Consider the following 13,602-nt stretch of genomic DNA (forward strand, 5'->3'; position numbering starts at 1 on the left):
GGGCGCCCGGCGACCATCGCCGGGCGCCTCGGCACTCACGGGCCAGGCGCCGCCCTTGCCCACGCCTCGAGTACGGCCTCACGCAAAGGGACCGCCTCGGCGCACTCCACGCCCAGGCTGACCCGGCACCCGCTGACGCACCTCCGCACATGCGTGGCCCAGGCGAGGAACTCCCGCTCCTCCACCGCGTGCCGTACCCGAGCGGCACGATCACCACGGCCCGACACCTCGCCGAGGGCGACGAGCACGTAGGTACGCACCGGGTGCCCGGTCTCCCACTGCCCTCGTCGGGCAGCTCGACAGGACGCGGCCGGCACCCGCCTGACCCCCGCTGCCGGCACTCCTCCTCCGGCAGCAGCGGGAGGCTCCCACCGCTCCGCCGCAGCCGCTCGGCCTGCCTCGCCCGGGGTTCCTCACGTCCACAGCTCCCTCGCTTGCTGTTGACACAGCGCCCCGCAATGGCCCTCTACGCCACTGCGGGGCACCTTTGCTTCACTCGCCGACGTTCCCCGTGCCGAATTCCTTCTCGGCCCACACGGTTTTTCCGATACCCTCCGGCCGCACGCCCCACTTGTCCGCCAGGGAGTCGACGAGCAAGAGCCCTCTGCCCCCGCCGTCCAGGCCATTTCGCGCTTCGCACAGCAGAGGCATCGCATCGCGCTGGGTGTCCCGCACTTCAACGCGGTAGATGTTGCCGTCTTTTTCGGTGGACATGCCGACCCGTCGGCCGGAAGTACCCGGCACCCGACCGTGAGTTACGGCATTCGTCACCAACTCACTGACGACGAGCACCGGATCGCCCGCGAATTCATCCTCCCGATCGATACCGCAGGAGGACATTCGTCGTCCTCTCGTTTCCCGAACGCTGGGGGCCCGACATCGTCTACCTCGAAGGGCTGACCGGCAACAGGTTCCTGGAAGAGACCGGGGAAGTCCATTCGTACAGCAGGCTGTTCAACCGACTCATGATGTCCGACTCCCTCAGGGGAGCCGCATCGATGAAACTCATCGAGAGCCACCTCAACAACTACCGCATAGGTTAGGCAGGAAGGTCGGAGAATATAATCCCGGACGCCTCCAAAGTAGCCACCACATGGCAGAAGTCACCCTCCTCCGGAGGGGACGGAAACTGCGTCGAGTTCGCTGCCCACGAAAACGGCGTAGCCGTCCGACACAACAAGGCGCCGGACGGCCCCGCCCTCCTCTTCACCCACTCCGAGATCGCCGCCATGCTCGCGGGCGCGAAGGCCGGGGAGTTCGACCACCTCACCCGGGTCTAGGGCCATCGCACACACGAGAGGGCGGCCAGGGCTTCGGTAGTCGCAGGGCGTCCGGTTCAGAGATCCGGCGACTCCTGGGACGCTCTCCTGCCCCACCTGGATCAGGACACGAACCGCTGCTGGAGTCCAAGGGCGTCGGCGGTGTCCACCCGCCACTGGGAACCGAGAAGCCCCGTCCGCGCCTGCTCTCCTTGCCGGTCACAAGAAAGCCAGTCCGTCGCGCAGCGCCGCTTTCTCTTATCTCTACGAAATTAATCGAGTAATCAGCGTCGATTATCAGAGTCTGATCAGAGCCTGATCAGAGAAGTGGGGAGATTACATGGACGCCGCCGGCGTCTGGTGATCAGCGGGGTTACGGTGAACTCGCGGAAGAGGAAGGGCAGTTCGGGTCGGAAGACACGGGAGATCCGATGCCGCATCCCTTCCGGCTTTCACTGTACATAAGGAGTAAGTAAATGAGGACCTTCGCGAAGAAGGCTTTTGTGGTGACGGCTCTGGCCGGGACCATGGCGTTCGGTGCCACTGGTATCGCGGCCGCGGCCAACGTGGGTGACACGGTGACGGGCCGGGGCAACGCTTCACAGGAAGGCGTGGCGTACGCCAACGCGCTGACCCAGGCGCGGGACCAGTGCCCCAACCGCAATGACATCTCGCTGGTCGACCGGAGCACCTGGCAGGAGAGCAACGGTACCTGGAGCGCGCAGATCCGCGTCAGGTGCAACTAACGGCCGACGGCCGACGACCGCAATCACGTCACTGGACGCCAGACTTGAGGGTCTGGGGTCAGGGCTTCGGCGCCATCACATGATGGCCGCTTCCTGATCACGTGAGTCGCAGGACAAGGGCACCCGGCGATACGCCGGGTGCCCTTGTCATTGCCGTACGAGCCGTACGAGGTGCTGTTCAGGCAGACGCGCTCAGCCGCGGAAGCCGAGGATCCCGTGCAGGGTGGCACCGCTCGTCGCGGTCGGTCCCTGCGTCGAGCTCAGCGTCGACTGGGCCGAAGCCTCCTGCGGGGCCTGCGGCTTCGGGTCGGCCAGCTTCTTGCAGGTGGCGTCGACCTTGCCCTTGCCGTGCGGCACCTTGCCGTTGGTGAGGTAGGTCGCCAGGTACTTGTCGAGGCAGCTGTTGCCGCTCAGCGTGATGCCGTGGTTGCCGCCGCCCTGCTCGACGACCAGGCTGGACTTCTTGAGCAGCTTGTGGACGGTGAGACCACCCTGGTACGGGGTGGCCGCGTCGTCCGTCGCCTGGAACAGCAGCGCCGGAGGCAGCTTGGAGTTGGCGATGTTCACCGGCTTCAGCGACTTGGTCGGCCAGAACGCGCACGGCGCGTTGTACCAGGCGTTGTTCCAGGCCATGAACGGCGCCTTCTTGTACACCGCCCAGTTGTCCTTGCTCCACTTCTTCCAGTCACGGGACCAGGACGCGTCACGGCACTGCACCGCGGCGTAGACGCTGTAGCCGTTGTCGCCGGAGGAGTCGATGGCGGCGAAGTTCTCGTACGTCTCGACCAGCGGGTCGGCGTCCTTGTCGTTCACGTAGGCCGCGAACGCCTCGGCGAGGAAGGGCCAGTAGCCGTTGTAGTAGCCGCCCGGGATGAAGGTGTCCTCCAGCTCGGAGGCGCCCACCTTGCCGCCCGCGGGCTTCTTGGCGAGGGCGGCCCGCATGGCGTACCACTTGGCTTCGATCTTCTTCGGGTCGGTGCCGAGCTTGTACGTGGAGTTGTACTTGGCGACCCACTTCATGAACGCCTTGTGGCGCTTGTCGAAGGCGTAGTCCTGGTCGAGGTTGTCCTCGTACCAGACACCCGTCGGGTCGACGATCGAGTCCAGCACCAGGCGCCGTACGCGCTCGGGGTACAGCTTGGCGTAGACGGCGCCGAGGTAGGTGCCGTACGAGTAGCCGAAGTAGTTGATCTTCTTCGCGCCGAGGGCCTTACGGATCGAGTCCAGGTCCTTCACGGCGCTGATCGTGTTGATGTACGGCAGGACGTCCTTGTGCTTCGTACCGCAGGCCTTGGCGAAGGACTGGGCGCGGTCGAGGTTGGCCTTCTCGATCGCGGACGTGCTGGGCACGGAGTCCGGGCGCACCGGGTTGAAGTAACCGGGCTTGCAGTCCAGGGCGGGCTTGCTGGCACCCACTCCGCGCGGGTCGAAGCCGATGACGTCGTACTGGGCCGCGACCTTCTTCGGCAGCGAGGACGCGACGAACGCGGCCAGACCCGTACCGCTGCCGCCGGGGCCGCCCGGGTTGACCAGCAGCGGGCCCTGGTACGTCTTGGAGGTGTGCGGCACGCGGGACAGCGCCAGCGTGATCTTCTTCCCGCTCGGCTTCGCGTAGTCGAGCGGGACCTTGACCGACGCGCACTGGAGCGTCGGGGAGTTGTCCGTGGCGCACTTCTTCCAGGCGACCTTCGCGGCGGCGGCCTGGACGGTCTGCGCGGACTGCGACGCGCTGGCGGGTACGGCGGTGAGCGTCCCCGCCAGGACGACAACGGCACCGCTCAACACGGCTGCGCTTCTTCTCATATGTGGAGTTCTCTCAGAACAAGTGAGGGGGGTTCAGGTCCACGAGGTACGCGGCCCGTGCCGCATGTTTCCGGAAGAGCACGCCACACAAGAACACATTCGACCAAGACTTGACCGAATTGAGTCATTGCAAACTCTCAAATGCCCCACAGAAAGGGCAAGTTGGGCCCCCATCGGGGACATGCCGCCCGCCGACAAGGGTGTCCGGCGAGTGCCGGGCGCGCCTCTTCAATGCGAGGACGGTCCTTGCGGAGCCCTGCGCGCGGCTCGCTTCGCACGCAGGTGGAGGGCCTCGAACCACATGGATTCGTAGCAGTCCATGCCTCGTACGCGGCGGCCACGCCGACAGGCGACGACATGGTCGAGCCACTCGCCGAAGGTGACCCCGACAGGGTCGAGAGGGCGCCGGGACTCCCCACCACTCACGCTCACGTCCACCGCTCCCCGCACGCCACGTGCACGGAGACATAGAGCCGCACCATGGTGTCCGCGTCCTGAGGTTGCTCGTCCCGGGCGGGCAGGACGGGACGCCCCCAACACGGTTCGGACGCGAGAAACGGCGAGCCTCGCCCACTCTCCGCCCGTCGCCGTTCAGAACACCTCCACCAGCGACGCCGACGCGCCCTCTCCGGGCTGAGGTGAGGCCACACATACAGGTCCGGTTGCCGTGGGGTCCCTTCGACGCCGGGCGCCAATACGCCACAACCACCGCTCCGCTGCGGCGAACGCGGACGCCTGGCACGGACAACGCCCATGGCACCCAGGACGCCCAGGACCATGCCGACGCAGGCAGCCACGCCGCCGGCCGAGCCGATGAGCCCGGTCACCGCCCGAACCTCTTCTCCACCCACACGGTCTTTCCGACAACTTCCGGCTTCACGCCCCAGGAGTCCGCGAGCGCTTCGACGAGTACGAGGCCCCGTCCCCTGGTGTCGTAGGCGCTCCCCTCGCACAGGCGCGGCATGTTGTCGCTCCGTGTGTCCCGCACCTCTACGCGGATGACGTCACCGGCCTTCTCGATGGCCATGCGCACCTGTCGACCGGAGGTACCGCCGACACATCCGTGGGTGACCGCGTTGGTCATCAACTCGCTGACCACGAGCACGATGTCGGCCATGGCATCCAGGGACCCGGGGAGGTCGCAGGACTTGAGGAAGTCCCAACAGTCGGCGCGGGCACGTGCCACGGACCGTTCAGTGGTGGGGTAGTTGCGTTGTGCGGTCACATCGGGCATGCGGGCAATCCCCTCGGGGGGCACGTCAGGACGGAGGGTAGGCACTCGACTACGAAGCGCCATGTTGCAATCCTGCATGCCGAATTCGGGAGATTGCAACCCTGCAAGGAAGCTCAACTCTTTCGAGTGCTTGTCAGGTTGTTTGCCGAACAGGCCTCCGGCACGCTGCTATCGCTGGTCGAAACGGGAAAGGGGGCGCACGTGGCGACGCGCCGGATGCTGCAGCCGACTGCGCGCCAAGTGCGGCTCGGGTCCATCCTTCGAGGACTGCGCGAGGACGGCGCTCACGGCAGTCAGGACACCGTGGCAAGTGAACTCGGCTGGTCCGAGTCCAAGTTGTCGCGCATCGAGGCCGGGCGTCTGGGCATCAGCGTCGACGACCTGGAGCGACTGCTCGACCGATACGGCGCCGAGGATCAGGGCCTACGCACATACGTGGCCGACCTCCGCAGGCGGGGCAACGTCCGCGGCTGGGAGACCGACATCCGCTCCGTCGTGAGCGCCATGTACGCCGACTACATCGGCTACGAGTCAGACGCGTCGGACACATACAACGCACAAACAACCCTGATTCCCGGGCTGCTGCAGACGCATGAATACGCGGCTGCCGTGATCAGCCAACTGGTACCCGACATGGACGAGGAAGAAAAACACGAGCGCCTCGCCATCCGGAAAAAGCGACAACAAGCATTCGATCGACCGAACCCCCTGGTCTTCTGGAGCGTCATCTCGGAGTCCGTATTCCGGCACACAGTCGGCGGCCCCGACGTAATGGCCGCTCAGCTCGAACACTTGTTGACTCTGGCCAAGGAATACCCAGGCACAATCAACATTCACGTACTGCCAGAAGCTTCCGAATCTCACGCGGCCTTGTTCGGCCCGTTCGTCATCCTCTCGTTTCCAGAACAATGGGAGCCCGACATTGTTTACCTTGAGGGACTGACCGGCACTCGATTCCTTGAGGAGCCTGGAGAAGTTCGGGCCTACTGTAGACTTTTCAACCGGCTCATGATGTCGGAATCCCTCAGAGGCACCGACTCGTTGAAGCTCACGGAAAGCCATCTGAAAATTTACCGCAAAGGATAATTCGGCATGTCGCATCACATAGTCCCGGACGCATCCGCGTTGGGCGTTGCGTGGCAGAAGTCATCCGCCTCCGGGCACGATGGTGACTGCGTCGAGTTCGCCGCTTACGCGGATGGCATCGTCATGCGACACAGCAAAGCCCCCCAAGGCCCCGCCCTCCTCTTCACCCGCTCCGAGATCGCCGCCATGCTCACCGGTGCCAAGGCCGGGGAGTTCGATCACCTCACCTGGGACTGACGTCCGCGCGGACGATCAACGTGCCGATGTGCCCCGGCTTCGGAGCGGCCGGCACACCAGGGCCCTGGCCAGCACACGGGCCTTGGCCGCGCCGAAACCGGCCCGGGTCAGCAGGCGTTCCCAGACGGCGGGGCGGTAGCTGTAGCGGTAGGTGAACATCGCCCTGCCCGCGAAGCCACCCTTGTACATGCCCTGCGGACCGTACGCGCCAGGGATCGCCGGTGGCGGGGAGAACACGAAAACGCCGCCCGGGTTCAGCCGCGCCCGTACGAGCGGGAAGAGGCGGCCAGGGTCGGCGAACCAGGCCGCACCGAAGACCGAGCAGACGGCGTCGTGGGTCTCCTCGCAGGAAGCCGGCCACTCCCGGGCCTCCCCGCATGCGAAGACCGCGCCGGTGCGGCCCACCGCTCGCCGGTCTTCTTCACCATGACCGGGAGAGATCGACGCCGTGCGCGGTGATCCCGCGCCGCGAGGTACGCGAAGGCGCGGCCCGTACCGCAGCCGACTCGCACGGCGAGCAACTCAGCAGCATCTCGCACGGCGAACAGCTCAGCAGCAGGTCGGTACTTCGCTCGCAGGCGCAACTCCTGCGAGCGCGGTTGATGTCATCGCCGGGATGCAGCCTCTGGGACGGAAGCGCACGGTAGTACTGGGGGTGTGTCTTTGGAGGTGATGGACATGCGACGCCTGACCACTACCGTGGCTCTGGTCGCCTCTCTCGTCTTCGCGGGAGGCGCGGCCGTAGCGGCACCTCAGAGCGCTGGATCAGAGGTGCCTCGCGCGAGAACGGCAAGTGCAGCGCTGCCCGAGAGGCTCGTTGCCCACGGATCCGAAGACGTCTGCAACTACACCATCAAGCGGCCGACACTGAAGGCCGGATCGTCCGGAAGCGCTGTCCAGCAGGTTCAGTGCTACCTGAACAACGCCATGACACGCGCCGACCTGGACGAGGACGGGGACTTCGGGCCGGTCACCCACTCGGCGACAAAGCGGTTCCAGCGCTGCGCCGGCATCACCGTGGACGGGACCGTCGGAGCCCAGACATGGTCCTTCCTGGTCTTCTGGGCCAACTCGACGGACAGCGTGTGCTGATCACCAGAGTCAGGAAGTCTGTGGTCGGCCCCCATGGGCCATCCATGCCGCGCAGACCGCCCTTGACGCGGGTCGCGGTGCATCCCTCGGGGGAGGGTGCCGAGTTGAGATCACGGGTCCGGCTGCTTCGCCCTTGCGTTCACATCGGTGCCCCGGTCAAGCGGTGGCACCGTAATCGGAGTCACCAGCCGCCTCGGCGATCGCGGCGACATGTGGGCCTGTGGCGGGATCGGTATGTGGGCCGGTGGCGGGCTCGGTCGCGCGGACGATGGCCGCGTGCATGCCGACGGCGACCGGGTGGGTCACCGGATCCGAGTGAGCGGCCGGGGATGGACGGGTGGCCGGTGGGGCTCGGCCGTGGCCGGAGCCCGGGCGCGGGCGCGGGCGGACGGGGTGCCCGGGTTGGCCACCGGGCACCCCCTCTCACGCCGTCCCTCTCACGCGGCCGCACAGCTCACACTCGGCACACCCCCGCCCCCGGGCGCGCCCCCGAAGCCGAAGCTCGCCGAACCGCCCGCGGAGACCGCCCCGTTGTGGGCGGCGTTCGCGGCGGTGACGGTCGCGCCGCTCTGGGTGTACGACGCGTTCCACATGTTCGTGACGCGTTGGGAGCCGGGCCAGGTCCAGGTGACCTTCCAGGAACTGATCGCGGTGGTACCGGTGTTGGTGACCTTCACCTCGGCGTTGAAACCGCTGCCCCAGTCGCTGCTGACGGTGTAGGCGGCGGTGCAGGCGGGCGTTCCGCCGCCGGGGTCGCCGGGGTCACCCGGATCTCCCGGGTCGCCGGAGCCGCCGCCCGAGGGGAAGCCCGGGGCCTTGATGCTCGTCAGGTAGCCGTCCTTGACGGTGTCGACGGTCTGCCAGTCGTCCTTCAGGATGCCTCCGGTGTCACCGGAGTTGGGGTTCCAGGACCAGAAGGTCCAGTGGAAGGAGTCCGAGCCGTACGCCGACGTGGAGCGCAGGTACGTCACCAGGGCCGCCAGCCATCGCTGGTCCACCGTCGACTGGAGCGTCGTACCGAACTCGCCCACCCACACCGGCGCGATGTTCTGCTTGAAGATGTAGCCCCAGTATCTGTCCCAGACGCCGGGCATGTTGGCCGGGAAGGACGGGTCACTGAACCAGCTCTGCTGGGCGACGCTCGTCGCGTAGTCGTGAGCCGAGTAGACCACCCGGTTGGGCACGTCCAACTGCACCGGGTACTGGGCCACGCCCATCAGGTTGCCGCCCCACCAGCCCGAGACGCCGTCGTACGTCTGGACGCCCTCGACGAGGATCAGCAGGTCGGGGTTGACGGACAGGACCGCGTTGCCGGCGCGCTGGGCGGCCAGACGCCAGTCCCTGGCCGTGTCGCCGCAGCCCCAACAGGCGGGATCGTGGGGCTCGTTGTGGAGGTCGATGCCGATGACCGTCGAGTTCCCCTTGTAACGGGTCGCCAGCGCCTTCAGGTTGGTGATCCACGTCGTCTCGGGGACGGCCGACGTGTACCAGAGGGCCGACTGGCCCGCCCCGTCCGGGCGGTGGCGGTCGAGGATGATCTTCAGGCCGCTCTGACCGGCGTACGCGACGATTCTGTCCAGGACCTGGAGGGACGTCAGGCCCTGCAGATCGGCGTTCTTGCCGTCGGAGTAGTTGACACTGTCGGGCATGGCGCCGGACTTGAGGATGTCGTCGCTGTAGGGCATCCGGATGGTGTTGTAGCCCAGCGACTTCATCTGGTCGATCATGCTCTTGTAGTCGCGTGTCCAGAGGCCGTGGGTGACCCGGTTGGCGGTCTCGAAGCCGAACCAGTTGATACCGGCGATACGGACCGCCTGACCGTCCGCGTCCAGGATCTGACGGCCGCTGGTGTGCCAGTAACCGGCACCGGCCTCCGCCACACCCACCTCGGCCGCGTCGGCCTCCAGCGCGGCCACCGGATGCGCACCGCCGGCCAGGGGCAGCGCGAGCACGGCGGCGGCCGCGCACAGGGCGCCCAGGGTTCTCCGTAAGCTGCGGAACATTTCGCTGCTTCCTCCTCGGGAGGCGCGGGGCCGAAACAGGGTGGGAGCGCTCCCACCCCCCGCATCCCCCATGGAAGACAGGTCGCATGAACACGTCAAGACGTCCGGCGTCACCTGATACAGGCGTCACCCGATACACCGGACGCCTCGACGTGCGGCCCCGACCACGACCGCCTACGTCACCGGCTCAGCTTCTGGAACCTGCGCACCGCCAGCGGCAGGAAGACCAGCGTCAGCACCACCGGCCACACCCCGGCCATCAGCAGCGCGTTCTGCTCGACCCAGGAGTCACCGCCGCCGACCGGCGTCCCGAACAGCTCGCGGGTCGCCGCGGCCGTGGAGGAGATCGGGTTCCAGGCGGCGATCCAGCCCAGCCAGTCGGGCATGAGCTGCGGGGCGACGAAGATGCTGGAGATCATCGTCAGCGGGAAGGCGACCGCGAAGAGGCCGCCCGCCGCCTCCGGGTTGGGGACCAGCAGACCCAGCCAGACACCGATCCAGATCAGCGCGAAGCGGAGCCAGAGGAGCAGTCCGAACGCGGCCAGGAAGCCGAGGCCCGCGTCCGGGCGCCAGCCCATCGCGAGGGCCGTCAGCATCATGATGGCCAACTCCGCGCAGGCGGCCAGCAGATCGGTCACCCCGCGCCCGGCGACCACCGCGGAGGGCGCCATCGGCATGGAGCGGAACCGGTCGATGACGCCCTTGGTGGAGTCGTAGACCACGAGGGTCGCCGTGTTGATGAACCCGAAGGCCATCGTCATCACGAACATGCCCGGCATCAGGAAGTCCCGGTAGTCCCCGCCGCCGGGCACCTGCATGGCGCTGCCGAAGACATAGCCGTAGAGGAGGACGGAGAGGATCGGGAAGCCCAGCTGCCAGGCGATGTTGACCGGCTGGCGCTGGTAGTGGGTGAGGCCGCGCCGGACGATGTTCCAGACGTCGGCGAGCAGCCAGTACGTGCGGCCGCGCGGGCTCGGCGTGGTCAGGTCGACGGCGCTCATGCGGCGGCCCTCTTCTCGGTGTTCCCGGCGTTCCCGGTGTTCCCGGCGTTCCCGGTGCCCTCCGTGCTCTCCGTGGTCCCGGGCTTCGCCGCGCGGTGGCCCGTCAGGCGCAGGAACACGTCGTCCAGGCTGGGCCTTCGCAGGCCGATGTCCTCGACCCGTACGCCCTCGTCCTGGAGGGTGCGGGCCACCTCGGTCAGGGCGGAGACACGGTCGGTCACGGGCGCGTGGACGCGCAACTCCGTCTCGTCCGACTCCGGTTCGCCGTCCGAGACGCGGGCGACGACCTTCACCGCGCGCGGGATGTCGGCACGCTCGGCCACGACGACCTCGATGCGGTCGCCGCCGACCGTGCTCTTCAGCCCGTCCGGGGTGTCGTCCGCGATGGCCCGCCCCTGGTCGATCACGGTGATGCGCGAGGCGAGCTTGTCGGCCTCCTCCAGATACTGCGTGGTGAGCAGCACGGTCGTGCCGCCCGCCACCAACGCCCTCACGGATTCCCAGACTTCACCCCGGCTGCGCGGGTCGAGACCGGTCGTCGGCTCGTCCAGGAAGAGGACGGCCGGGGCGAGGATCATCGAGGCGGCGAGGTCGAGCCTGCGCCGCATGCCGCCGCTGTACTTGCCGACGCCCTTGTCGGCGGCGTCGGTGAGATCGAACTGGGCGAGCAGCTCGGTGGCGCGCAGCTTCGCCCGCTTCCCGCCCAGGTGGAACAACCGGCCGAACATCTCCAGGTTCTGACGTCCCGTCAACACCTCGTCCACGGCCGCGTACTGACCGGTGAGACCGATCCGGGCCCGCACCTCGCGCGGGTGCCGTGCCACGTCGAGGCCGGCCACCGTCGCCCGGCCGCCGTCCAGGCGCACCAGCGTGGAGAGGATACGTACGGCGGTGGTCTTGCCCGCGCCGTTCGGGCCGAGGAGGCCGTGCACCGTGCCCTCGCGGACGGTGAGGTCGAAACCGTCGAGCGCCCGCTTCTCCCCGTACCGCTTCTCCAGGCCCTCCGCCCGCACCGCGTATCCGTCGCCGCCTCCGGCGCCGTTTCCGTCGCTCATGAGTCCCCCTTCCGACTCCAACTGGGTACACCGTACCCGATTGCGCGTACGTCGTACCCAGTTTTTCCGCGAGGACCTAAACTCGGGTCCATGACAAGGGGCAAGAGCGGTACGGACGACGGCGCGAGCGGCGGCCGTACCGGTGGCGGAGCCGGCGTTGGCGGGGTTGGCGGCGTCGGTGGCGGTACGGAGACCAGCGGCAGCGGGGACATCGTCCGCACACTCCATCTGCTGTGGGACACCGGGCGGCGCCCCAGCCGCGGCCCCAAGCCGGGGCTCACCCTGGACCGGATCGTGGAGGCGGCCGTCCAGGTCGCCGACGCGGAGGGTCTGCACGCCCTCTCCATGCGCCGGGTCGCCACCGAACTCGGCACCGGGACCATGTCCCTGTACCGCTACGTCCCCGGCAAGGCCGAACTGCTGGACCTGATGCTCGACCGCGTCCAGCGCCCCTCCGAGAACCCCGCCGACCTCGGCGACGGCGGCTGGCGCTCCGCCCTGGAGGCCATGGGCCGCGCGACCCTCGCCCTCTACCGCCGCCACCCCTGGCTGCTCCAGGTCAACCAGTCCCGCCCGGTGCTCGGCCCGAGCGCCCTCGACGGCATGGAGAAGGTGCTCTCCCGCATCAAGTCCATGGGGCTGACCGACCCCGAACTGATCTCGGTGATCATCGCCGTGGACGGCTATGTCGTCGGCGCCGCCCGCACCCAGCTCTACCAGCAGGAGGCGGAACACCGGTCCGGCCTCACCGACGCGGAGTTCTGGCAGGCCCAGGCGCCCGTCCTCGAAGAACTCATGGCCTCCGGCCGCTACCCCCTCCTCTCCAGCCTCTCCGAGGACGCCTTCGGCACGGACTTCGACCACTTCGAGTTCGGCCTCCAGCGCCTCCTGGACGGCCTGGAGACCCTCGTCGCGCGGCGGGGCGGGGGAGGGAACGGGGACGGCGGACCGCGCCGGAGCGGTTAGCCGGGGGCGGACCGCGCCGGAGCGGCGGCCGACGCCGAGGTGGCGGTCAGTGTCCGCGTGGTGAGCCGCCGGGGTGGCGGCTCAGGACGGTCGGCGCCGCAGTCGCTTGAAGCCCCACATGACGACGACCGCCCCGCCGACGGCGAGGGCGCCGACCTTGAAGGTGGAGCTGGTCCCGTCGCCGTCCGCCTGGGTGGTCCCGGAGCCGTTCCCGTCGGAGGACGAGGAGCCGGAGCCGCCGCTTCCGGAGCCGCCGCCGGGCACCTCCCGCGCGACGACCGAGCTGCCCGACCCCTCACTGCCGTACATGACCTTCGAGCCGTCGGTGCTGAAGGTCACCGACTCCCCCTGCCGCTGCAAGGGCACGCTCAGCCGGTCGACCTTCTTGATCTTGCCGCCGTTCCAGTCGTAGAGGATGCCGCCGAAGTACGCGCGCAGGGCGAGCTGCTTGCCGTCCGGCGAGAACGCGCCGTCGGTGACCTCCAGATCGGGGACGGAGGCGACCTTCTTGAACACGTTCGTGCCGGAGGAGGAAAGCTCGGCCGGTCCCTCGTACAGCGACCCGCCCGCCTCGTTCTTGTCGGCGATGTAGACCCGCCCGGTCTTCGGATGCACCATCAGCGCCTCCGCGTCCCGCGCCCCGTCCTCGTACTTCACGACATACTGCGTGGCCTTGATCGTCTGGTCCTTCAGCTCCTTCGGCTCCGGGAGCTCGTAGATCCACACGTACGCCCAGGTGCCGCCGAGGTTGTCGCCGATGTCGCCGACGTAGAGCTTGTTGCCCGGGCCCATGGAGATCGCCTCCACGTCACGCGGGGTGCCGACGCCCGTCAGGGTGACCGTGGCGACCGTCTCGCCGCTCTCGCTGTCGACGGCGTAGAGGAACGCCCCGTCGTCGCTGTCGTTGTGGGTCCAGTAGACGCCCGGATGCTGACGCGACGCGGCGAGACCGCTCGACTCGGTGATCCGCGAGTCCTGCATCGTGAACCCGTCGTCGTCGGCGACCGCGGGCGCGGCCGGGAGGGCGGCCAGCAGGATCGCGGCGAGACCGGCGAAGCCGGCGCGGAACCGGCGGCGGGGGTGAAGGGGGCGACGGCGCATGCGCCCAAGCCTGCCATCT

General features: G+C 68.1%; 15 protein-coding genes and 1 pseudogene. 7 read left to right on the forward strand and 9 right to left on the reverse strand.

Annotated features, from left to right (window positions below; all coding sequences use genetic code 11):
• Window positions 1–35 precede the first annotated feature (35 nt).
• A complete protein-coding gene (locus tag OG272_RS22675; RefSeq protein ID WP_405894645.1) occupies window positions 36–260 on the reverse strand; it encodes a hypothetical protein in 225 nt (74 codons plus the stop codon).
• A gap of 232 nt (window positions 261–492) precedes the next feature.
• Window positions 493–840 (reverse strand): ATP-binding protein, encoded by a 348-nt coding sequence (locus tag OG272_RS22680; protein WP_405894646.1) that lies wholly within the window; start codon window positions 838–840, stop codon window positions 493–495.
• Window positions 841–878: 38 nt separating this feature from the next.
• Here OG272_RS22680 and OG272_RS22685 point away from each other — a divergent pair, with 38 nt between their 5' ends.
• The 3 genes from OG272_RS22685 (at window position 879) to OG272_RS22695 (ending at window position 2,005) form a co-directional block, all read left to right on the forward strand.
• Window positions 879–1,043, forward strand: a complete 165-nt coding sequence (locus tag OG272_RS22685) for a hypothetical protein (protein ID WP_405896058.1) — start codon at window positions 879–881, stop codon at window positions 1,041–1,043.
• Between the two features lie 21 nt (window positions 1,044–1,064).
• Window positions 1,065–1,280, forward strand: coding sequence for a DUF397 domain-containing protein (locus OG272_RS22690; protein WP_405896059.1), 216 nt, complete (start codon window positions 1,065–1,067; stop codon window positions 1,278–1,280).
• A gap of 455 nt (window positions 1,281–1,735) precedes the next feature.
• Window positions 1,736–2,005: a hypothetical protein gene (locus OG272_RS22695; protein WP_327729067.1), complete on the forward strand. Its 270-nt coding sequence runs from the start codon at window positions 1,736–1,738 to the stop codon at window positions 2,003–2,005.
• A gap of 192 nt (window positions 2,006–2,197) precedes the next feature.
• Here OG272_RS22695 and OG272_RS22700 read toward each other — a convergent pair whose 3' ends face one another.
• Window positions 2,198–3,808, reverse strand: coding sequence for an alpha/beta hydrolase (locus OG272_RS22700; protein ID WP_405894648.1), 1,611 nt, complete (start codon window positions 3,806–3,808; stop codon window positions 2,198–2,200).
• Window positions 3,809–4,631: 823 nt separating this feature from the next.
• Entirely contained in the window at window positions 4,632–5,042 is a 411-nt protein-coding gene (locus OG272_RS22705) for an ATP-binding protein (RefSeq protein ID WP_405894650.1), read from the reverse strand.
• Between the two features lie 126 nt (window positions 5,043–5,168).
• Between OG272_RS22705 and OG272_RS22710 the strand changes: the two genes are divergently transcribed.
• Complete coding sequence (locus OG272_RS22710; RefSeq protein ID WP_405894652.1) at window positions 5,169–6,128, forward strand: helix-turn-helix domain-containing protein; 960 nt, start codon at window positions 5,169–5,171, stop codon at window positions 6,126–6,128.
• Window positions 6,129–6,134: 6 nt separating this feature from the next.
• On the forward strand, window positions 6,135–6,365 hold the full coding sequence (locus tag OG272_RS22715; protein WP_405894654.1) for a DUF397 domain-containing protein: 231 nt from the start codon (window positions 6,135–6,137) through the stop codon (window positions 6,363–6,365).
• Here OG272_RS22715 and OG272_RS22720 read toward each other — a convergent pair.
• Window positions 6,352–6,937, reverse strand: a pseudogene (locus OG272_RS22720) (methyltransferase domain-containing protein); the annotation flags it as partial. The gene OG272_RS22715 and the pseudogene OG272_RS22720 overlap by 14 nt on opposite strands.
• Window positions 6,938–7,043: 106 nt before the next feature.
• Between OG272_RS22720 and OG272_RS22725 the strand changes: the two are divergent.
• A complete protein-coding gene (locus OG272_RS22725; RefSeq protein ID WP_328223420.1) occupies window positions 7,044–7,457 on the forward strand; it encodes a peptidoglycan-binding domain-containing protein in 414 nt (137 codons plus the stop codon).
• A 437-nt stretch (window positions 7,458–7,894) separates the two neighbouring features.
• On the opposite strand, the gene OG272_RS22730 is transcribed toward OG272_RS22725, so the two are convergent.
• From OG272_RS22730 to OG272_RS22740, 3 genes are all read right to left on the reverse strand, one after another.
• A complete protein-coding gene (locus OG272_RS22730) occupies window positions 7,895–9,460 on the reverse strand; it encodes a cellulase family glycosylhydrolase (protein WP_405894656.1) in 1,566 nt (521 codons plus the stop codon).
• A gap of 179 nt (window positions 9,461–9,639) precedes the next feature.
• A complete protein-coding gene (locus OG272_RS22735) occupies window positions 9,640–10,461 on the reverse strand; it encodes an ABC transporter permease (RefSeq protein WP_326581929.1) in 822 nt (273 codons plus the stop codon).
• The gene (locus OG272_RS22740; protein ID WP_405894659.1) at window positions 10,458–11,516 is read right to left on the reverse strand and encodes an ATP-binding cassette domain-containing protein; all 1,059 of its coding nucleotides are present in this window, start codon (window positions 11,514–11,516) and stop codon (window positions 10,458–10,460) included. Before OG272_RS22740 ends, OG272_RS22735 begins: the two co-directional genes overlap by 4 nt.
• A gap of 90 nt (window positions 11,517–11,606) precedes the next feature.
• Here OG272_RS22740 and OG272_RS22745 point away from each other — a divergent pair, with 90 nt between their 5' ends.
• Window positions 11,607–12,482 (forward strand): TetR/AcrR family transcriptional regulator, encoded by an 876-nt coding sequence (locus tag OG272_RS22745; RefSeq protein ID WP_405894661.1) that lies wholly within the window; start codon window positions 11,607–11,609, stop codon window positions 12,480–12,482.
• 81 nt (window positions 12,483–12,563) lie between these two features.
• Here the strand turns inward: OG272_RS22745 and OG272_RS22750 are convergent, their stop codons facing one another.
• A complete protein-coding gene (locus OG272_RS22750) occupies window positions 12,564–13,583 on the reverse strand; it encodes a WD40 repeat domain-containing protein (protein ID WP_326581926.1) in 1,020 nt (339 codons plus the stop codon).
• Window positions 13,584–13,602: the final 19 nt, after the last annotated feature.

The organism is Streptomyces sp. NBC_00104 (genome assembly GCF_045160825.1).
GTDB lineage: Bacteria > Actinomycetota > Actinomycetes > Streptomycetales > Streptomycetaceae > Streptomyces.